This window comes from Corynebacterium sp. USCH3 (assembly GCF_037619475.1).
Taxonomy (GTDB): domain Bacteria; phylum Actinomycetota; class Actinomycetes; order Mycobacteriales; family Mycobacteriaceae; genus Corynebacterium.
Genome location: NZ_JAQPZT010000002.1, coordinates 1 through 19,880 on the forward strand (window position 1 = coordinate 1; position 19,880 = coordinate 19,880).

General features: G+C 63.9%; 15 protein-coding genes, 3 rRNA genes and 1 pseudogene. 6 read left to right on the forward strand and 13 right to left on the reverse strand.

Annotation, left to right across the window (positions count from 1 at the left end; genetic code table 11):
* Positions 1 to 83 (forward strand): annotated as a pseudogene (locus PQI66_RS03285) (superoxide dismutase); the annotation flags it as partial.
* A gap of 93 nt (positions 84 to 176) precedes the next feature.
* Entirely contained in the window at positions 177 to 707 is a 531-nt protein-coding gene (locus tag PQI66_RS03290) for an aminoacyl-tRNA deacylase (RefSeq protein ID WP_339996031.1), read from the forward strand.
* A 15-nt stretch (positions 708 to 722) separates the two neighbouring features.
* Here the strand turns inward: PQI66_RS03290 and msrA are convergent, their stop codons facing one another.
* Together msrA and PQI66_RS03300 are read right to left on the reverse strand one after the other, a co-directional pair.
* On the reverse strand, positions 723 to 1,385 hold the full coding sequence (gene msrA, locus PQI66_RS03295; RefSeq protein WP_339996786.1) for a peptide-methionine (S)-S-oxide reductase MsrA: 663 nt from the start codon (positions 1,383 to 1,385) through the stop codon (positions 723 to 725).
* Positions 1,386 to 1,408: 23 nt separating this feature from the next.
* Complete coding sequence (locus PQI66_RS03300; RefSeq protein ID WP_339996033.1) at positions 1,409 to 3,139, reverse strand: ribonuclease H-like domain-containing protein; 1,731 nt, start codon at positions 3,137 to 3,139, stop codon at positions 1,409 to 1,411.
* A gap of 96 nt (positions 3,140 to 3,235) precedes the next feature.
* On the opposite strand from PQI66_RS03300, the gene PQI66_RS03305 reads away from it, so the two are divergent.
* Both PQI66_RS03305 and PQI66_RS03310 read left to right on the forward strand, forming a co-directional pair.
* Positions 3,236 to 3,844: a DUF6474 family protein gene (locus tag PQI66_RS03305; RefSeq protein ID WP_339996034.1), complete on the forward strand. Its 609-nt coding sequence runs from the start codon at positions 3,236 to 3,238 to the stop codon at positions 3,842 to 3,844.
* A 157-nt stretch (positions 3,845 to 4,001) separates the two neighbouring features.
* Positions 4,002 to 4,358 (forward strand): histone-like nucleoid-structuring protein Lsr2, encoded by a 357-nt coding sequence (locus PQI66_RS03310; protein WP_339996036.1) that lies wholly within the window; start codon positions 4,002 to 4,004, stop codon positions 4,356 to 4,358.
* 20 nt (positions 4,359 to 4,378) lie between these two features.
* Here PQI66_RS03310 and PQI66_RS03315 read toward each other — a convergent pair whose 3' ends face one another.
* Complete coding sequence (locus PQI66_RS03315; protein WP_339996038.1) at positions 4,379 to 5,014, reverse strand: response regulator transcription factor; 636 nt, start codon at positions 5,012 to 5,014, stop codon at positions 4,379 to 4,381.
* Positions 5,015 to 5,054: 40 nt separating this feature from the next.
* Positions 5,055 to 6,299, reverse strand: a complete 1,245-nt coding sequence (locus PQI66_RS03320) for a sensor histidine kinase (protein WP_339996039.1) — start codon at positions 6,297 to 6,299, stop codon at positions 5,055 to 5,057.
* A 22-nt stretch (positions 6,300 to 6,321) separates the two neighbouring features.
* Here PQI66_RS03320 and yidC point away from each other — a divergent pair, with 22 nt between their 5' ends.
* Positions 6,322 to 7,737, forward strand: coding sequence for a membrane protein insertase YidC (gene yidC / locus PQI66_RS03325; protein ID WP_339996040.1), 1,416 nt, complete (start codon positions 6,322 to 6,324; stop codon positions 7,735 to 7,737).
* A gap of 10 nt (positions 7,738 to 7,747) precedes the next feature.
* Here the strand turns inward: yidC and PQI66_RS03330 are convergent, their stop codons facing one another.
* From PQI66_RS03330 to PQI66_RS03340, 3 genes are all read right to left on the reverse strand, one after another.
* Positions 7,748 to 8,434, reverse strand: a complete 687-nt coding sequence (locus tag PQI66_RS03330) for a TetR/AcrR family transcriptional regulator (RefSeq protein ID WP_339996041.1) — start codon at positions 8,432 to 8,434, stop codon at positions 7,748 to 7,750.
* 121 nt (positions 8,435 to 8,555) lie between these two features.
* Positions 8,556 to 9,458: a universal stress protein gene (locus PQI66_RS03335; protein ID WP_339996042.1), complete on the reverse strand. Its 903-nt coding sequence runs from the start codon at positions 9,456 to 9,458 to the stop codon at positions 8,556 to 8,558.
* 186 nt (positions 9,459 to 9,644) lie between these two features.
* Entirely contained in the window at positions 9,645 to 9,767 is a 123-nt protein-coding gene (locus tag PQI66_RS03340; protein ID WP_339996043.1) for a hypothetical protein, read from the reverse strand.
* A 96-nt stretch (positions 9,768 to 9,863) separates the two neighbouring features.
* On the opposite strand from PQI66_RS03340, the gene PQI66_RS03345 reads away from it, so the two are divergent.
* A complete protein-coding gene (locus tag PQI66_RS03345) occupies positions 9,864 to 10,886 on the forward strand; it encodes a pseudouridine synthase (RefSeq protein ID WP_339996044.1) in 1,023 nt (340 codons plus the stop codon).
* 171 nt (positions 10,887 to 11,057) lie between these two features.
* Here the strand turns inward: PQI66_RS03345 and rrf are convergent.
* The 6 genes from rrf to argH all read right to left on the reverse strand — a co-directional run bounded on the left by rrf (position 11,058) and on the right by argH (position 19,860).
* A 5S ribosomal RNA gene (rrf, locus tag PQI66_RS03350) occupies positions 11,058 to 11,174 on the reverse strand.
* A gap of 115 nt (positions 11,175 to 11,289) precedes the next feature.
* Positions 11,290 to 14,366: ribosomal RNA gene (locus tag PQI66_RS03355) — 23S ribosomal RNA — on the reverse strand.
* 336 nt (positions 14,367 to 14,702) lie between these two features.
* Positions 14,703 to 16,230 (reverse strand): 16S ribosomal RNA (locus tag PQI66_RS03360).
* The 16S, 23S and 5S rRNA genes sit together here, the layout of an rRNA operon.
* Positions 16,231 to 16,834: 604 nt before the next feature.
* On the reverse strand, positions 16,835 to 18,109 hold the full coding sequence (gene tyrS, locus PQI66_RS03365; RefSeq protein WP_339996045.1) for a tyrosine--tRNA ligase: 1,275 nt from the start codon (positions 18,107 to 18,109) through the stop codon (positions 16,835 to 16,837).
* A gap of 36 nt (positions 18,110 to 18,145) precedes the next feature.
* A complete protein-coding gene (locus tag PQI66_RS03370) occupies positions 18,146 to 18,319 on the reverse strand; it encodes a Trm112 family protein (protein ID WP_339996047.1) in 174 nt (57 codons plus the stop codon).
* 110 nt (positions 18,320 to 18,429) lie between these two features.
* On the reverse strand, positions 18,430 to 19,860 hold the full coding sequence (argH, locus tag PQI66_RS03375) for an argininosuccinate lyase (protein WP_339996787.1): 1,431 nt from the start codon (positions 19,858 to 19,860) through the stop codon (positions 18,430 to 18,432).
* Between the last annotated feature and the right edge of the window lie 20 nt (positions 19,861 to 19,880).

Sequence of the window (19,880 nt, forward strand, 5' to 3'; positions counted from 1 at the left end):
TCAAGCCCGACTACGTCAAGGCCGTGTGGAACGTGTTCAACTGGGACGACGTCGCCGAGCGCTACGCCGCCGCCAAGGCCTAGAACAAACACCCCGGACCGCCGTCCGGGCCGACCCCGTCCCGGTTGCCCCGGGGCGGGGTTTCGTCGTGCCGGCGTACAGGTAGGGTGTCGCATGTGGGCAGGAGGAAGAGCGCGAGAAGCGGCAACGGTGGCACCGGCAGCACGCCTGCCACCGTCGCCCTGGACGCCGCGGGGACGTCGTTCACCGTGCACACGTTCACCCACACTCCCGGCGTCACCGACTTCGGCGGGGAGGCCGCCGCCGCGCTCGGGGGCGTCGACCCCGGGCGCATCTGCAAGACCCTCCTGGTCAGCCTCGACGGCGGCCCCCGGTCGGGCCGCCTCGCCGTGGCCGTCGTCCCGGTGACGATGACCCTCGACCTGAAGGCGGTCGCCGCCTCCTTCAGCGCGAAGAAGGCGACGATGGCCGACCCGTCCGCCGCCGAGCGTTCCACCGGCTACATCGTCGGCGGCATCAGCCCGTTCGGCCAGAAGCGCCCCCTGGCCACCGTGCTCGACGACAGCACCCGGGCCCACCCCACGATCTTCGTGTCCGGAGGACGTCGTGGGCTCGACATCGAGATCTCCCCCGACGACCTCGTGGCGGTCCTCGGGGCGGACGTCGCCCCCGTCGGCCGCAGCTGACGCCTCCGCTGACGCCTAGCCGCAGGTCACCCCGGTGGCGTGGACCGGGCAGTAGCCACCCGGATTCTTGTCCAGGTACTGCTGGTGCTCGTCCTCGGCGAGGTAGTACTCCCCGGCCGGCGTCTCCGACAGCAACGAGACCTCGGTGGTGATTTCCCCGTACCCGGCCCCGGCGAGCTTCTCCCCGTAGGCCTGCACCTCCGCCGCCGCGAGGTCCCGCTGTTCCGGGGTCGCCGCGTAGATCACCGAACGGTACTGGGAGCCGACGTCGTTGCCCTGGCGGTCGCCCTGGGTGGGGTCGTGGTTCTCCAGGCCGGTCCGGACGACGGTGCGCAGATCGACACGCCGGGGGTCGAACACCACCTCCACGACCTCGGAATGCCCCGTCCGCCCGGTACAGACCTCGCGGTAGGTGGGGTTCGGGGTGTAGCCCCCGGCGTAGCCGACGGACGTGGCCTCCACCCCGTCGAGCTGCCAGAACAGCTTCTCCGCGCCCCAGAAACAGCCCAGGCCGAGCACCACATGCTCCTGGCCGTCCTTCCACGGGCCGGTGAGCGGGGTACCGAGAACGGTGTGCGGTCGGGGATTCTCCAGCACCGGGTGACGACCGCCCGACAGGGCGGTGTCGGCGGTCGGCCGGTCCGCGCGGAACGGTCCGGAGTTCGGGGCGGCATTCATGGCGAGGATACGGTCGAGGAAGTTCATACCCGTTCCAACGGCTGAGAGAGCGCAGGGATTCCCGGCGCGCCGCGACGCAACCAGGTGCGCACGGCCGCCGTGGCGAAACAGTCGTCCGCGTTGTACCGCTCCAGGGTGCGCTGAGCGGCGGAGGCCGTCGGCCCGTCACCCCCGACAGCGACCTCGAACAGGTCGACGGCGACTCGCCCGTCGACGTCGTCCTGACTGAAGGTGAAACCGGCCAGCGGCGCCACCGCCTTCAGCCCCAACGACGAATTCGCGGCGACGGCCGAGCGCACCAGGTCGAAGACGTCCACCCACTGCCCGGACTCCAGGAACACGTTGACCTCGGACAGCGTCGGCATGACAGCCTCCCTGCCGTCCGCGAGGGCGTACCGTGTTCCTCCGTAGTCCCGGGCATAGTGACGCAACCAGTGGTTCTCCCCCTGCCGGGAGTAGCAGTACACCCGGCAGGCACGTCCCTCCCGGGTCGCGGCGTCCCGCCGTGCGGACAACCAGGTCCAGAAGGACGCGACGTGACGACCACCGTCGCCGTCCGTGCCGAAGTCGGTGAAGGAACGGTAGACCGCGCCGTCGAACGTGCCCCACAGGAACGTCCCCCGGCTGGGGTGCGCCTCCATGTCGACGTCGATCTCGACGGCGTCGGCGAGTTCACCGGCCATCGGCGTATCACCGTCGAGCAGCCGCTCGGGCATGCGGAAGGTGTGTCCGCACCACAGGTCGGGGCGCACGATCCACCGTCGCAACGGGCGCCGCAGGTACCCGACGCCGGCCAACCAGGCGCTCGCCAGTGCCGACGTCTCGCCGTGGTCCGCGGCCGCGAGCTCGGCGAGGGTGTCGATCCCCCTCTCCCGCCAGCGTTCCGCCCGGTCCCCGGGCAACATCAGACTGAGGTCGCCGGTACGCAGCAGCCGTGCCCGGCAGTGGTTGTGGAACTCGCACGTGCCGCACTCCCGCACCCGGGTCGGCTCGTCCGGTACGGGCGCCTCCAGTGCGCGGACCAGCCCCGGGACCACCCGCTCAGCGGGGATGACCAGGCACCGCGCCAGGTCGGCACCGATGAATCCGACATCGCCCGAGGCCAGCCCCAGGACGTCCAACAGGGCGTGGGCCACCGCCACCTTCTGGGAGTCCACCGGGGTGCTCCGGTGCTTCAGCCCAGCGGCGAGGGGACGCGCCAACCCCAACGCCGCGACATCCACCACCCGCACCCCGGTGTTCGGCGTCCTGTTCGGTGCCTTACTCAGTGCCCTGCCCGGGGCCTTGCCCGGGGCCGACACCGTGTGTGCTGTCACGGTGACCGGCATGTACGTCATGTCGACGGCGGGTCCCGCCCCGGGGTCGGTGCGCACGAGCAGGTCGGCGTCACAGGACAGGGCGCCGTCCGCCAACCGCCCACCGACGATGAGCCGGACACCGGCGGCGAGTGCCTCCAGAGTCTGTTCCTCGGCCGTGCCGTCGTCGACGACGTCGACCCGCGTGGGGACGAGACGTTCGCCGAACCGTGGCGACCGGGGCAGCGCCGCCGCGACGGCCGACCGCCGCAACCGGGCCCGGTACCTGCTCACCGTGCGGTCGATGACGGTACCGGGACTGAGTTCCGGCGACACCCGTCCCGACCGGAGGGCCCGGTTGAGCACCCGTCGGTACCGGCACCCGGTCAGGTCCGACGGAGTAACCGGCGCCGCAGCTGCCGTCACGTCGGTAACCTCACAGCCCTCATGTTCCCACATACGCCCACATACTATTGAGTAGACTGGCACGGAGAAAACGACGGAGAAAACAGCCGACAGATGCGGCGCGACGACAGGTACGGGAGCATATCGATCATGGGAATTCTCAGCTCGGCACGACGCCGGCGGTACGAAAAGCGCGCGAGCTACAAAGCCGCGAAGGTCCAGGCGCGTACCGAGGCACGGGAGACGGCCAAGCTGGACAGGAAGAAGGAGGAGTACCTGCACAAGATGGCCCGTAAGGTCCGCAAGCAGGAGGCCAAGGATCTCAAGGACCAGCGCAAGCACGACGCGAAACTGGCCGAGGCGGCTGTCGAGCAGATCAAGGCCGGTCGGTTCAACACGAAGACGGTGCTGCGTTACACCGGGGCGTTGCGGGTGCTGCTGCCGGTCGCCATTCCTCTGGTCTACCGGGCGTTCACCCAGTTGTCCCAGGGAGGGACGGGTCGCGGGACCACCGCCGAGTTCTCCAATTTCGTCGGAGTCGGTGCACCGCAACGCGCCCGAATCGCCGACCTGCGCACCCGTCTCGAACACGGCGACGTTCCGTCCGGATTCGCCAAGGACGCCAACGCCCGGCTTGACGAGTTGGAGAACTCCCTCGACAATGCGTCCGGAATGTCGGATTCCCAGACCAGCAACCTCACCTCGAGTGTGTCCACCGAGCTGGACCTGCTGGACCGCCAGTTCTCCGAAAAGGTCTGATCTTTCCCATAAGTGAATAGTCGGGATATACCCGACCGGGAATACTGAGGGTGACAGTAAGTCAGACTCTCCGCTACACTTCCGGATAACGGAACGTCACTGTGCCACCACTGTCACGGTGACCACCTCAATCCTCCAGAAGGAAGCTAAGGAAAACATGGCACGCAGAGAAGTCACCCAGTTCTTCGACGACCTCGACAACACCCCCCTCACCGCGGACGAGGTGAACGTCGTCGAATTCAGCTACAAGGGGTCGACCTACGTCCTGGACCTCTCCGAGGAGAATGCCCAGAAGTTCGCTGACATTGTCGAGCCTTATATCGCCGCCGGCACGAAAGTGACACGCACGCGGGGCCGTGGCCGTCCTGCCACCTCCGCAGGAAAGTCGGACTCAAACCGCAACCGGCGTATCCGTGACTGGGCCCGCAGCAACGACCTGTCGGTCTCGAGCCGCGGCCAGATCGCCCGTGAGGTCATCGAGGCTTACGAAGCCGCCAACCCGTCCGACCGCTGAACCAGCGGCTGAACAGGGATCTACAGCATGCCCGCCTCACGTGCGGCAGCCACTGCCGAGGTGCGTGAGCGCACTCCCAGCTTGTCGTAGACATGGACGAGATGGGATTTCACCGTCGCTTCGGACAGAAACAGTTCCGCTCCAATGTCACGGTTCGACTTACCCTGCGACACCGCCTGGAGAACTTCGAGTTCCCGTGCGGACAATGATGTCGCAGGGTCTTTTTCACGGTGCCGCAGCCGGTGGGCGACTGCGCCGGACAATGCGGTGGTGCCCTGCGCCGCCGAACGCACCGCACTGATCAATTCCGCCGGTGGCGAATCCTTCAATAGATAGCCGACAGCCCCGGCTTCAATTGCGCCGAGAATCTCCACATCGGTGTCGTAGTTCGTGACAACCAGCACATTGGGAGGATCCGGAAGTTCCCGGATTCTGGCGGTGGCCTGTGCCCCGGTCTCCGCCTTTGTCCCGGCTGTCCCGGCACCGAACCGGAGATCCATGAGAACGACGTCCACCGGGGCCTCGCCCACCGCCGCCACCGCCCCGTCCGCGGTGTCGACCTCGGCGACGATGTCAATGTCGGCGGCGCTTTCCAGGACCGCACGCAGTCCCATTCTCACGATCTCGTGGTCGTCCGCCAACAAAACACGAATCATCGCCTGGTCTCCTTCTCCCGTTCCTCCGTGACTGGTCATCCTACAAGCCTGTACCGCCCGGCGGCCCCGTTGCCGGGCCCGACGTACGGGGCAGGGGGACCTCCACCGCCAGTGCCGTACCGGACCCCGGCGTACTCTCCACGATCACCGTGCCGCCAAGCTCCCGGACCCGCCGGCGCATCGTCCTCAGGCCGATATGGCCCTCCCCGGCGCGTTCCGGCAGTGACGCGTCCACCGCATCCACGTCGAACCCCACGCCGTCATCGACGACATCGAGACGGACGGCGTCCGGATGTGTCGACAGCGTGATCAGCGCCCTCGACGCACCGGAGTGCTGCCGGACGTTCGCCACCGCGGACTGGGCGACGCGCAGCAGCACCGCCTCCACCGCCACCGGCAGCTCCCCCGCCCCGTCCCCGCTCTCCGAGGTGTCCGCGCTGACGACCAGGCCGTCCCCCGACGCCGCCCCGGCGAGACGGCCCAGCGCGTCCGCCAATGTCCCTCCGTCCAGGTCGGCCGGCTGGAGCGCCGCGATCATCGCCCGCGTCTCACGGAGGCTGCCCGCGGCCACCTCCCGGGCCTGGATCAGCCGCTCGACCGCGGGACCGCCGCCTGACGCGCTGGCCCGGATGTCACGCTCCGCGGCATGCAGCAGCATCTGGATACTGGAGAGCCCCTGTGCCACGGTGTCGTGGATCTCGTGCGCCAGCCGTTCCCGTTCCTCCACGACCCCCGCCTGACGTTCCGACTCGGCGAGCAGCCCGCGCGTACGAACCAACTCGTCGATGAGTCGGCGGCGGTCCTCGCTGACCACGTACAACCCCTCCACGGTGACACCGATCGAGATCGCGGCCAGCCCGGAAAGCACCGGCCCCAGCACAGCACCGGTGGTGGGCCCGGCGACAGCCACCGACAGTACGGCGGCGACCACGGTCACCAGCCCCGTCGCCGTCACCCCCCACCACAACGGCAGGAGGTACAGATACAGTGCGAACAGCGCGAGCGCCAGGTAGGCCGCCGTCGCCTCCTGCACAGCCAACAGGATCCACAGCACGCTGAGCACCGTCAGCCAGGACACCCGACGTGGCAGCGCCGTAGACACCGGACGGGACAGCCCGACCGCAGCGACCAGTGCGAACGGTACCGCAGTCACCGCCACGACCGTCGGTGGGCCGTCCACACGTCCCGCCGCGGACCACACCGTCACCGCCAGCAGCAAACCCACCAACGCGGCGATGCCACCCCTCATCAGTACCGAATCACGCACCGCCACATCCTTGCCCATGGGAACACAGTATCCTCGACTCGTGGAGTTCATCGAGTACCCGGTATCCGCAGTGATGAAACTGTGGCACGTGGCCCTGACGGCCATGGGTGCCGGCGATGCCACGGCGTGGACGGCGTCGATCGCACTACTGGTGCTGACCGTACGGCTGTTCCTCGTCCCCTTCGCCTACCGTGCGTACCGGTCGACCCGCATCCTGGTGAACCTACGGCCCGCGCTCTCCGCCCTCGACGAGGAATACAAGGACCGGCTCAGCCAACCCGAACGCAGGGAACTGCTGAAGAAGCGGCGGGAGCTGCAGCTGGCCAACGGGTACCGCATGCGGGACGGGTGCGTGCCGGCCCTGATCCAAATCCCCTTCTTCATCGGGCTCTACCGCATCCTGCTCCAGGTCGCCCGCCCCACCGACCTCGAGGCTGCCTCCCACCCCGGGATCGGCGCGCTCAGCGGAGACGACGTCGCCCACTTCCTCGACGCGGACATCCTCGGCGTCCCCCTGGCCGCGTACTCGACGATGTCCGACGACCAGTTCGCCTTCCTGGGCACCACCGGCGGCGAGGTCTTCACCTTCGCCGTGCCGTTGTGCATCACCGCTGCCGTGTTCACGACCTTGAACATGGCCTACTCCATCTACCGCAACTGGTTGACGCTGGACGAGAACAACGGCACGGCCCGGGCGATGTTCAAGCTCCTGTTCTTCCTCGCACCGGTGGCGATCCTCGTGCCGATCGTCTTCGGCCTCGCCGGCCCCGCTCCGGCAGCGATCATGTGCTACTGGGTGATGAACAACCTCTGGACGATGACCCAGAACATCGGACTACACCTGGTCCTCGACCGTCAGGTCCCTTATTCCGAGGAGTTCCGTGCACACCGCGCCGAGGTCGGAGCGGCGCGCAAGCAGCGCAGGGGGGAGATCCGCGACGCGGAGAAGGCGTTCGCGGCCCGCTCCCGGGAACGCGCTGCACGGATCAGGGAGCTGGATGCGACGTTGCGCCAGTCGTCACTGGACTCCGTCCGCGCTGAGGCAGCGGACGAGCACAGTCGGCTGGAGGCGGAGGAGGCTGCCGACCGCGAGGCAACCGACAGGCTCGTCAAACGCGAGAAACTGGAGCGTGCCGAGCGTCGGGCACGTCAGCGGGAGCTGCAACGGCAGGCCATCGCCGCAAAGAGGGCCGCGAAGAAAGCCACGAAGGCGTCGGGAACCGCGGAGCCCGGGGAGGACGCGGGCGAGCCTGCGGAGCCGGGAACCGGCCAGGCTTCCCTGGCAGAGACGGCAGCACAGACAGGAGGGTCCGGACCGGCCGGAGCAGCTGCCGCGGTTCCGGGGCGCCACGCGACCCCCGTGCGTAGTTCCACCGGTGGGCGACACCGGTTGCCCGATACCGAGGACGAGACAGGTCCGCGCCCCTACCGCGGACGCCACCGGCTCCACCGGTGACACATTCCTGTCAGATGCTGTACATCATCGGCGCGGTGTACAGCAGCTGCTTGGCGAGCTCCCGCGCCGTTTCCAGTGGTGTGACAGTCCGGTTCATCTTCGCCCCGGCGATCCCACCGTCGAGGAAGACCATCAGCTGGTCGGCCAGTGTGCGCGAGGCGTAGCCGAACTTCTCCGTGAGTAGGTCCGCCATCGTGTCCCGACACCAACGACGGTGCTCGAGCGCGGCGGCCCGGATCCGGTGTTCACTGTCGGTGTCCGGGCGCGGATACTCGCTCGCCGCGTTCTGGAAATGTGACCCCCGGAAATTCTCCCCCGGTTGTTCGGCGATACACATATCGAAGAACGCGAGGATGCGGTCCTCCGGCTTCGGCCGGTCATCACACATCTTCTCCCAGCGGTCGCGCCAGTCCTTGTCCAGTTCCTCCAGGTAGGACACCACCAAGTTGTCCTTCGAGCCGAACAACGAGTAGAGGCTCGCCTTCGCCACGTCAGCGTCCCGCAGGATCCGGTCGATACCGATCACGCGGATGCCCTCGGTCGTGAACAGGTGGGTCGCACTGCCCAGCAACCGTTGCCGCGGCCCCGGACGGTTACGCCGACGCGAGGTGGACGGACTCTTCGACGCCTTCGTCGTCTTCGCCTTGGACGGGGACGCGCCACTGCCGTCGGTCGTCGTGGAACCGGAGCCGGCCATGTCGTCCCTCCATTTGTACGGGTAGGTCTGTCAGCGGGCCGTACCCGCCGTTCCTGCAGTATTTTACACACGCACGCGCCGCCACCGACAGGCTGTCGGCGGCGGCGCAGACGTCAGGCGGCTAGGACGTCGGGCGTACGACCATCATCGGGCACGGCGCATACTGCAGTAGTGCACGCGAGGTGGAGCCCAGCAGCATTCCGCGGAATCCGCCACGACCGTGGGAGCCGAGTACGAGCAGCTGCGCGTCATCCGCGTTGTCCTTGAGAACCTGGATCGGGCGGTCGCGGTCCACCACCTCTTCGACAGTGACGTCCGGGTACTTCTCACGCAGCGGGGCGAGTTCGTCCTGAAGGATCTTGCGTTCCTGGGCCGACATCGAGTCCAGCTGGCTCTGCACGGCGGCCAATCCGACGAGGCTGGTCTGCACCTGTGCGTCCGCCCAGCTGTGCACGGCCCGCAGTGTGGCACCGCGGGCGTCGGCCTCACGGAACGCGTACTCGAGCGCCTTGCGGGACACGTCCGAACCGTCGACGCCGACGACGACAGGACCGTACTTGTTGTTCACGGTGACGTCATTGTCCTTCCGGACGACGACGACCGGACTCGACGCGTGGGCGACGACGGCCGACGACACCGAGCCGAGAACCAGGCCCGACAGCCCACCGAGACCACGCGAGCCCATGACGACCATGTCGGCATCCTCCGAGAGCTGCAGCAGCAGATCAATCGGGGTCGACTCCGCGATGTAGTAGCTGACCTCGATGTTCTCGTCGAACTCGCGGACAGCCTCCCGCGCCTCGTTGATCTTGCCCATCGCCTCCTCTTCGAGCTGGTCGTACAGCTCCTGCGGAGGCACCATCCCGTCGGCGTACATGAACTGGGGCATGGTGTACGCCGTGACGAGCTTCAGCGGCGCCTTGCGCTTGGTGGCTGCGTTCGCCGCCCAGGCGACGGCCGCGGCTCCTGCGTCAGAGCCGTCGACAGCGACGACGATTTCATTGGTGGCCTTGGCATCCGACATCTCGGAACCCCTTTCAGGTCGGTGGCGTCCATCTACCGTCCATTATCCCCCGGGGGGAGATTCACTGCAGAAAACCTCCCATTCAGGGGTAGCGGACAGCACGTCGGAGGGGTGCACCCGGGGTCGAGCCGGCTCCGGGGGGCCTGACGGGGGTGGGTATACTGGTCCGGAACAACGACTGCCCGGTCAGTCCAACGGCGCACCCGGAGCATTGCTCGGGAACAGGAGCTCGAAGATGAACTGCGCCGCTCCGAGAACAGCCTGGCCGATGGTGGTCTGAAGGAACTCGACGATCTGTGACATATCCATGGACAGGAGCATAGCCTGCGTAATCCACCCCTCCCAATAGTCGACGGGCTCAACCCGTCACGTGTCCGCGTCGAGGAGGAGGCCCCGGCCCTCACGGTGGTGCAGCACCTGATTTCCACCCAGCAGCATCACGATCCGACTGACGACCACGCGGCCATCATGCAGCGCTTCAGTGAGGGTGCTGTCCGACTCGACGACGGTCGGGTCCTGTCGCCTGACGACCGGGTCACTGCGGGTTCGTTCATCTGGTTCTACCGGCGACCTGCACCCGAACGGACCGTGCCTGGCACGTTGCACGAAATCTACCAGGATGAACGGATACTCGTCGTCGACAAACCCCCGTTCATGTCGACGCTGCCCCGGGGCCAGCACATCACCGAGACCGCGGTCGTGCGTGCACGCCGTCAGTTCGGTATCGATTCCCTGTCGCCCGCGCACCGGCTGGACAGACTCACCAGGGGCGTCCTGCTTTTCACGAAGACCCAGGAGGTCCGTGGGGCCTACCAGCGACTGTTCGAGCAGCGCAAGGTCACGAAAACCTACGAAGCTGTGACCCCCGTGCCGGAAGGCTGGGGCCAGCGGTTGAACGACGCCCGCGGCGACCTCGACGGACGCGGAGGGCCTGGGGACCTACTGCTCCCGGTGCCACGCAACGCGTTGTACGCCGGGAGCGGAGCCTCGGAACTCCAAGCCCCGTCCAATGAGCAGCCGTGGGTACTACGCCACCACATGGTGAAGCTCCGCGGCCGTATGGCGACCTACCTCACTGACGGTGAACCCAATGCGGAAACCCGGGTCACTGGAATCCGGGTAGCCGACGACCCCCTCGATCCCGTTCCCTGGGTCGTGTGGACGTTGGAGCCGCACAGCGGACGTACGCATCAGCTGCGGGTGAACATGAGGTTGTTCGGCACGCCGATCGCGGCGGATCCGCTGTACGGGGAACTGAGCGACGCCGCGTTGTGGGACGTCGACAGCACCCTGCCTTTTGTCCCGGCCGTCGCCGACGAAGACTTCGGCCAGCCCATGGGGCTGACGGCCACAACGATGACGTTCGACGACCCTTTCAGCGGAGAGACGAGGAACTTCCGCAGCTCCTTCATCTCCGGGACTGTCTGACTCGACGAACCCTGCGGGACTGAAACGGCCTATACACCCCTAGGCGTCCCGCCCCTCGTCGTGTGGTGGTGGGCACCCCACCCCAGAACACACACAAAAAAAGGGGAAGACCCCACAACCGCCAGCACAACACTGACGACCATGAGGCCTTCCCACACACAAAAAAGATGATGCCGGCGGCGTCCTACTCTCCCACACCCTCCCGGGTGCAGTACCATCGGCGCAGGCAGGCTTAGCTTCCGGGTTCGGAAAGGGACCGGGCGTGACCCCGCCGCTAAAACCACCGACAAACACAACAGAACAAAACACACACCCACCACCAACGATGGTGTGCTGTGCCGTTCCAGACACTGCACAATGGACGCGAATCAACAAATCCTACACAGCAGAATCACCCGTTAACTAATGTTATCCTCGGTCAATTAGTACCGGTCACCTCCAACACTCACATGCTGTCCAGATCCGGCCTATCAACCCCGTCGTCTACAGGGAACCTCAAACGAAACCTCATCTCGAAACAGGCTTCCCGCTTAGATGCTTTCAGCGGTTATCCCTCCCATACGTAGCCAACCAGCCATGCCACGGGCGTGACAACTGGCCCACCAGAGGTATGTCCAACCCGGTCCTCTCGTACTAGGGTCAGCCTTTCTCAAGTTTCAACGCGCACGGCGGATAGAGACCGAACTGTCTCACGACGTTCTAAACCCAGCTCGCGTGCCGCTTTAATGGGCGAACAGCCCAACCCTTGGGACCAACTCCAGCCCCAGGATGCGACGAGCCGACATCGAGGTGCCAAACCATCCCGTCGATATGGACTCTTGGGGAAGATCAGCCTGTTATCCCCGGGGTACCTTTTATCCGTTGAGCGACACCGCTTCCACAAGCCGGTGCCGGATCACTAGTCCCTACTTTCGTACCTGCTCGACCTGTCAGTCTCACAGTCAAGCTCCCTTGTGCACTTACACTCAACACCTGATTACCAACCAGGCTGAGGGAACCTTTGGGCGCCTCCGTTACTCTTTGGGAGGCAACCGCCCCAGTTAAACTACCCACCAGGCACTGTCCCTAACCCAGATCATGGGCCGAGGTTCAGATATCCAGCACGATCAGAGTGGTATTTCAACAACGACTCCACAACCACTAGCGTGGCCGCTTCACAGTCTCCCACCTATCCTACACAAACCGAACCGAACACCAATACCAAGCTATAGTGAAGGTCCCGGGGTCTTTTCGTCCTGCCGCGCGTAACGAGCATCTTTACTCGTACTGCAATTTCGCCGGGCCTGTGGTTGAGACAGCAGGGAAGTCGTTACGCCATTCGTGCAGGTCGGAACTTACCCGACAAGGAATTTCGCTACCTTAGGATGGTTATAGTTACCACCGCCGTTTACTGGGGCTTAAATTCTCCGCTTCGAACCGAAGTTCTAACAGGTCCTCTTAACCTTCCAGCACCGGGCAGGCGTCAGTCCGTATACATCGACTTACCGTCTTCGCACGGACCTGTGTTTTTAGTAAACAGTCGCTTCCCTCTATCCTCTGCGACCCACACCAGCTCCAGCCGAAAAAGCCTTCACCAGCACGGGCCCCCCTTCTCCCGAAGTTACGGGGGCATTTTGCCGAGTTCCTTAACCACAGTTCACCCGATCGCCTTAGTATTCTCTACCTGACCACCTGTGTCGGTTTGGGGTACGGGCCGAATGTGCACATCGCTAGAGGCTTTTCTCGACAGCATAGGATCACCGACATCCCCGCAAACGGGTACGCATCACGCCTCACCCACAATGAACCCCGGATTTACCTAGGGCTCGGGCCACACGCTTACACCACAATCCAATAAGTGGCTCGGCTACCTTCCTGCGTCACCCCATCACTTGGCTACTACCAGCTCAGGTCCCGCGCATCCACAACACCACACACCACAAAGTAGTGCACAATGCGCTTCAGGGCGGTTAGTATCGCTGATTCACCATGGTCGCACACACACGGGTACGGGAATATCAACCCGTTATCCATCGACTACGCCTGTCGGCCTCGCCTTAGGCCCCGACTCACCCTGGGAAGATTAACTTGACCCAGGAACCCTTGGTCATCCGGCGGATGAGGTTCTCACTCATCATTCGCTACTCATGCCTGCATTCTCACTCGCATAGCGTCCAGCACTGGGTCACCCCGCACCTTCACTCGCTACACGACGCTCCCCTACCAACCCACACCATAAGTGTGAGTTCCGCGGCTTCGGCGGTGTACTTGAGCCCCACTACATTGTCGGCGCAGAACCACTCGACCAGTGAGCTATTACGCACTCTTTCAAGGATGGCTGCTTCTAAGCCAACCTCCTGGCTGTCTTCGCGATCCCACATCCTTTTCCACTTAGTACACCCTTAGGGGCCTTAGCCGGCGATCTGGGCTGTTTCCCTCTCGACTACGAAGCTTATCCCCCGCAGTCTCACTGCCGCGCTCTCACTTACCGGCATTCGGAGTTTGGCTGATGTCGCTAAGATGGTAGTCCCGCTAAACCAACCAGTAGCTCTACCTCCGGCAAGAAACACACGACGCTGCACCTAAATGCATTTCGGGGAGAACCAGCTATCACGGAGTTTGATTGGCCTTTCACCCCTACCCACAACTCATCCCCTCAGTTTTCAACCTAAGTGGGTTCGCGCCTCCACGACGTCTTACCGTCGCTTCACACTGGCCATGGGTAGATCACCCCGCTTCGGGTCCAGGACACGCCACTAACAACACACTAGTTAGTATTCGCTTTCGCTACGGCTACCCCACACGGGTTAACCTCGCGACGTGCCGCTGACTCGCAGGCTCATTCTTCAAAAGGCACGCCATCACCCCATTACAAGGCTCTGACGGATTGTAGGCACACGGTTTCAGGTACTATTTCACTCCCCTCCCGGGGTACTTTTCACCATTCCCTCACGGTACTAATCCGCTATCGGTCACAACAAGTATTCAGGCTTACCGGGTGGTCCCGGCAGATTCACAGCAGATTCCACGAGCCCGCTGCTACTCGGGGACACTTGCAACCCACATGCATGATGCTTTCACGTACCGGACTCTCACCGTCTACGGCAGGCCATTCCAAACCACTTCCGCTAACACCACACACACAGGCGGCAGGCTGACAGACCCACCACACAAGACCCCACAACACCCCACATGCAACCCCTGTCAGGTATCACACACATGAAGTTTAGCCACCATCCGCGTTCGCTCGCCGCTACTGACGGAATCACTATTGTTTTCTTCTCCTACGGGTACTGAGATGTTTCACTTCCCCGCGTTCCCTCCACACCAGCTATATATTCACCAGTGGGTGACCGCGCATAACCACGGCCGGGTTTCCCCATTCGGACATCCTCGGATCAACGCTCAGTTGGCAACTCCCCGAGGCATTTCGCAGCCTCTCACGTCCTTCATCGGCTCATTGTGCCAAGGCATCCACCGTGCGCCCTTCACAGACAACACTAAAACAAAAAGATGACTCTACAAAAATTGCATAAAATAAAGAAGATACTCGCGTCCACTATACAGTTCTCAAACAACACGACACCCACCAGCCCACACACACAAACGCATGCGAACACCACCAGATGCCCAACAGGAGCACATGCTGCCCCAGACACCCAACACCGCAACAAACCAAGACACAAATTTTTTCGCCGACACCACATAAAGCCATGCGGCAAACAAACGATGATCCAGACATGATCTCCACCCGGATTCAACAAAAGCAGACTACGCAACCCCCACCACACAACACGCGTGGCGGGCGAGAAGGCCTGCAACCAAAAAGCTCCTTAGAAAGGAGGTGATCCAGCCGCACCTTCCGGTACGGCTACCTTGTTACGACTTCGTCCCAATCGCCGATCCCACCTTCGACAGCTCCCTAACGAGTTTGGGCCACTGGCTTCGGGTGTTACCAACTTTCATGACGTGACGGGCGGTGTGTACAAGGCCCGGGAACGTATTCACCGCAGCGTTGCTGATCTGCGATTACTAGCGACTCCGACTTCATGGAGTCGAGTTGCAGACTCCAATCCGAACTGAGACCGGCTTTAAGGGATTAGCTCCACCTCACGGCATCGCAACCCACTGTACCGACCATTGTAGCATGTGTGAAGCCCTGGACATAAGGGGCATGATGATTTGACGTCATCCCCACCTTCCTCCGAGTTAACCCCGGCAGTCTCTCGCGAGTCCCCACCATAACGTGCTGGCAACACAAGACAAGGGTTGCGCTCGTTGCGGGACTTAACCCAACATCTCACGACACGAGCTGACGACAACCATGCACCACCTGTATACAGACCACAAGGGAAAACGTATCTCTACGCCGATCCTGCATATGTCAAGCCCAGGTAAGGTTCTTCGCGTTGCATCGAATTAATCCACATGCTCCGCCGCTTGTGCGGGCCCCCGTCAATTCCTTTGAGTTTTAGCCTTGCGGCCGTACTCCCCAGGCGGGGCGCTTAATGCGTTAGCTACGGCACGGAAGTCGTGGAAGACCCCCACACCTAGCGCCCACCGTTTACGGCATGGACTACCAGGGTATCTAATCCTGTTCGCTACCCATGCTTTCGCTCCTCAGCGTCAGTAACTGCCCAGAGACCTGCCTTCGCCATCGGTGTTCCTCCTGATATCTGCGCATTTCACCGCTACACCAGGAATTCCAGTCTCCCCTACAGTACTCAAGTTATGCCCGTATCGCCTGCACGCCCGGAGTTAAGCCCCGGAATTTCACAGACGACGCGACAAACCACCTACGAGCTCTTTACGCCCAGTAATTCCGGACAACGCTCGCACCCTACGTATTACCGCGGCTGCTGGCACGTAGTTAGCCGGTGCTTCTTCTACCACTACCGTCACTGACCCAATAAGACCAGCTTCGTCATGGTTGAAAGGAGTTTACAACCCGAAGGCCTTCATCCCCCACGCGGCGTCGCTGCATCAGGCTTGCGCCCATTGTGCAATATTCCCCACTGCTGCCTCCCGTAGGAGTCTGGGCCGTGTCTCAGTCCCAATGTGGCCGTCCACCCTCTCAGGCCGGCTACCCGTCGACGCCTTGGTAGGCCATTACCCCACCAACAAGCTGATAGGCCGCGGGCTCATCCTGCACCGAAAAACTTTCCACCACCGACACTAAACGATGGTCCTATCCGGTATTAGACCCAGTTTCCCAGGCTTATCCCGAAGTGCAGGGCAGATCACCCACGTGTTACTCACCCGTTCGCCACTCGAGTACCCTGCAAGCAGGGCCTTTCCGTTCGACTTGCATGTGTTAAGCACGCCGCCAGCGTTCGTCCTGAGCCAGGATCAAACTCTCCATAAAAGCATATCAGCCCTACAAAAAGCCTGAACATACTGGCAAAATAAAAAATGAACCACTGACAAAAAATGTCAATCAACCATCGACCCACACCACGGGGGTGGCACGAGCCGACGAACATCAACACCAATCAGCAGCACAATAAGAAAAGAACAGTATTTAACAAGCAATCACGCTTGCCGGCACCATCCCAAACCACCGCGCCACACAACCGGTGCGACAAAAAAATACTTGGTTTGTTACGCTATTGAGTTCTCAAACAACACACGCACACAACACACCCACCAACCAAAGTCACTGGGAAGCCGCTGCGGCTGAAACACAAGGTACACCATCCAGCCACCCACAGGCAACCCAACAGCAACCAACCCGTCACCGGGCCGACACCTCGCCATCCGCGGCACCAGAACCATGTCCCGGCGTCTCGCTGACTCGCATCAATCTACACACCACACCACACCACCACAACCCCGCAGGTCACGACCGGTACGAGGGGCACGGCCAAGACCGGACAACCCCTCCAACCACGACGACGCCGGCACCGGTGATCCGGTGACGGCGTCGTCGGTCGGGACCGCGGGAGTATCACCCGGCGGTCCGGTTGCGGTCATCCCGCCTCGGCGAACCTGGCTCCGGCGAAGCGCTTCTTTCCCTTGCGCAGGACCAGCCATCCGCCGGCCAGCAGGTCCTCGGTGCCCGGCTGCCATTCAGCGTCGGTGACCCGCACGTTGTTGACGTACACGCCCCCTTCGCCGATGGTCCGGCGCACGGCACCCCTGGACTTCTCCAGTCCGGCAGCGATGAACAGATCGACGACGCTCGACCCGGCCGTGACCTCGACACACTCGGTCTCGGACAGGGCGCCGGAGAGAGTCACGTCATCAAGCTCGGCGAGTTCCGCCTTACCGAAGAGCGCTTCCGCAGCCTTCTCCACCTTCACGACCGCCTCCGCGCCATGGACCAGCTCGGTCATCTCCCGGGCAAGGGTCCGCTGCGCCTCACGCTTGAACGGTCGCTCGGCGACCTCGACGGCGAGCCGGTCCAGCTCGTCCTGTCCCAGGAACGTGAACCAGCGCAGGTAGCGGATGACATCGGCGTCAGCCGCATTGAGGAAGTACTGGTACCAGCTGTAGGGGCTGGTCATCTCCGGGTCGAGCCAGAGCTTTCCCCCACCGGTGGACTTACCGAACTTGCGGCCCTCGGAGTCCGTCACCAGGGGAACGGTCAGACCGTGCACACTCTCCCCGTCCACCCGACGGTTCAGGTCGACTCCTGAGACGATATTGCCCCACTGGTCGGATCCGCCGATCTGCAGCCGGCAGTCGTGGGCCCGACGGAGCTCGACGAAATCGTTGGCCTGCAGCAGCATGTAGGAGAACTCCGTGTAGGACATGCCGTCAGTCTCCAGACGACGTTTCACGGTGTCCCGGGCGAGCATGGTGTTCAGTCCGAAGTTCTTCCCGATGTCCCGGAGGAAGTCGATGGCCGTCATCTCGGCGGTCCAGTCGATGTTGTTCGCGGGGATGGCCGCGTTGTCGCCGTCGAAGGAGACGAAACGTGCGAGCTGCTTCTTGATACGCTCCACATTGCCCTCGACCTGGTCCACCGTCAGCATCGTGCGTTCCCCCACGTCGCGGGGATCGCCGATCATGCCGGTCGCACCGCCAGCCATGACGATAGGCGTGTGACCTGCCTGCTGGAGACGTGCGAGCATGAGGAGGGGGACGAGGTGGCCGGCGTGGAGCGACGGTCCGGTCGGGTCGAATCCGACGTACGCGGTCGTCGGAGTCGACAACTCCTCGCGCAATGCCTCGATGTCGGTGGACTGGGCGATGAGACCGCGCCACTGCAGCTCGTCGAGGATGTTGTTCTGGTCGGTCATTGTCGTGATGGTCCTTCTGTCCTTCTCGGGGTGGAGTCAGCGGGGCGGCAACGGCCAGCTGACGGCTTCGTCGGCAAGCAGGACGGGGATGCCGTCCTGCACCGGATAGGCGACATCCAGCCGCGGGTTCACCAGATACTCCCCGTGGTCCTCCAGGGGCTGCTTGTCCTGGGGGCAGACGAGGATCTCGAGAAGTCGGGGATCGATCATGCCGGTCAGTCTATCCCCCGACCGTCCCGGCAGGTAGCACAGGGTCAGCGGACCTACCCCTGCCGCGAGGGGGGCGGGAACGGGGCCCGGCCCCCGCGTACCGGCCGACGTCAGCGCAGCGGCGCCGCAACCCACTCCCGTGCTTCGACGACCGCCTCGACGACGCGGGCGAGCTGTTCGGCGACCCGGACCCCGGCAGTTCCCCCGCGCGTGGACCGGGACGCGACGGCGCCGTCGACCGTCAGCACCTGGCGGACCTCGGCCGTCAACGCCGGATGGACACCCGAGAGCTCCTCGTCGGTGAGCGCGACCAGGTCCACTCCCCTGCTCTCCGCGATACGGACACACTGGCCCGAGGCTTCGTGGGCGTCCCGGAACGGAACCCCCTGCCGGACCATCCACTCGGCGAGATCCGTCGCCAGCGTGAAGCCGGCGGGAGCCAGTTCACGCAGTCGCTCCGGATGGAACGTCAGGGTCCCCACGAGCCCCGCCATGGCGGGCAACAGCAGACGCAGCTGCGCCACGGAGTCGACGATGGGCTCCTTGTCTTCCTGGAGGTCCCGGTTGTACGCCAGCGGCAACGCTTTGAGGGTCGCCAGGAGCCCGGTGTGGTTGCCGATCAGACGTCCGGTCTTGCCACGCATGAGCTCAGCGACGTCGGGGTTCTTCTTCTGCGGCATGATCGACGAGCCGGTCGACCACTCGTCGGCGAGGGTGACGTAACCGAACTCCGGTGTCGACCAGGCGATGATCTCTTCAGCGAGCCGTGACAGGTCGACAGCGACCTGCGCGAGAACGAACGAGGTCTCCGACGCGAAATCCCGCGAACTCGTCGCGTCGATGGAGTTGTCACCGGCGGAGTCGAACCCGAGCTCGACGGCGATCGCCTCCGGGTCCAACGCCAACGACGAACCGGCCAGTGCCCCGGATCCGTAGGGCGAGACGGCGAGCCGTTTGTCGAGGTCGCGGAACCGCGCGACATCCCGCAGCAGCGGCTGGGCATGCGCCAGCAACTGGTGTCCCAGCAGGACAGGCTGAGCCGCCTGGAAGTGGGTCTTGCCGGGCATGACGACGTCCGGGTGGGCCCGCGACTGCGCGACCAGCGCGTCGACGACGTCAAGCACCCCGTCCGTCGTCTCCCGGACAGCGTCCCTGACCCACATCCGGAACAGCGTGGCCACCTGGTCGTTGCGGGACCGTCCGGCACGCAGCCGCCCCCCGACCTCCGGTCCGACCCGGTCGATGAGTCCACGCTCCATCGCACCGTGGACGTCCTCGTCCCCGGCGTCGGGACCGAATGCGCCGGAGGCGACGTCCTCACCGAGTCGGGTGAGACCGTCGAGCATCGTCGTGAGATCCTCGTCGGACAGGAGCCCGGCGTTGTTCAGCACCCTGGCATGTGCCTTCGACGCCAGGACGTCATAGGGCGCCAGCACCCAGTCGAAGTGGGTCGACTTACTCAGTGCGGCCATGGCTTCCGTGGGGCCGCCGGCGAAACGCCCTCCCCACAGCGCGCCTTCGTTCGTGCCGTGCTTCTCGATCGGATTCTCGGTCGGGTTGT

Bases quoted from the DNA above. Each gene is read 5' to 3' on its own strand.
- tyrS (WP_339996045.1), bottom strand. From the start codon at position 18,109: ATGACCGACCAGAACAACATCCTCGACGAGCTGCAGTGGCGCGGTCTC.
- PQI66_RS03320 (WP_339996039.1), bottom strand. From the start codon at position 6,299: ATGGGCAAGGATGTGGCGGTGCGTGATTCGGTACTGATGAGGGGTGGC.
- PQI66_RS03330 (WP_339996041.1), bottom strand. From the start codon at position 8,434: ATGGCCGGCTCCGGTTCCACGACGACCGACGGCAGTGGCGCGTCCCCG.
- PQI66_RS03315 (WP_339996038.1), bottom strand. From the start codon at position 5,014: ATGATTCGTGTTTTGTTGGCGGACGACCACGAGATCGTGAGAATGGGA.
- PQI66_RS03370 (WP_339996047.1), bottom strand. From the start codon at position 18,319: ATGATCGATCCCCGACTTCTCGAGATCCTCGTCTGCCCCCAGGACAAG.
- msrA (WP_339996786.1), bottom strand. From the start codon at position 1,385: ATGAATGCCGCCCCGAACTCCGGACCGTTCCGCGCGGACCGGCCGACC.
- PQI66_RS03310 (WP_339996036.1), top strand. From the start codon at position 4,002: ATGGCACGCAGAGAAGTCACCCAGTTCTTCGACGACCTCGACAACACC.
- PQI66_RS03335 (WP_339996042.1), bottom strand. From the start codon at position 9,458: ATGTCGGATGCCAAGGCCACCAATGAAATCGTCGTCGCTGTCGACGGC.
- PQI66_RS03340 (WP_339996043.1), bottom strand. From the start codon at position 9,767: ATGGATATGTCACAGATCGTCGAGTTCCTTCAGACCACCATCGGCCAG.
- PQI66_RS03300 (WP_339996033.1), bottom strand. From the start codon at position 3,139: ATGTGGGAACATGAGGGCTGTGAGGTTACCGACGTGACGGCAGCTGCG.
- PQI66_RS03305 (WP_339996034.1), top strand. From the start codon at position 3,236: ATGGGAATTCTCAGCTCGGCACGACGCCGGCGGTACGAAAAGCGCGCG.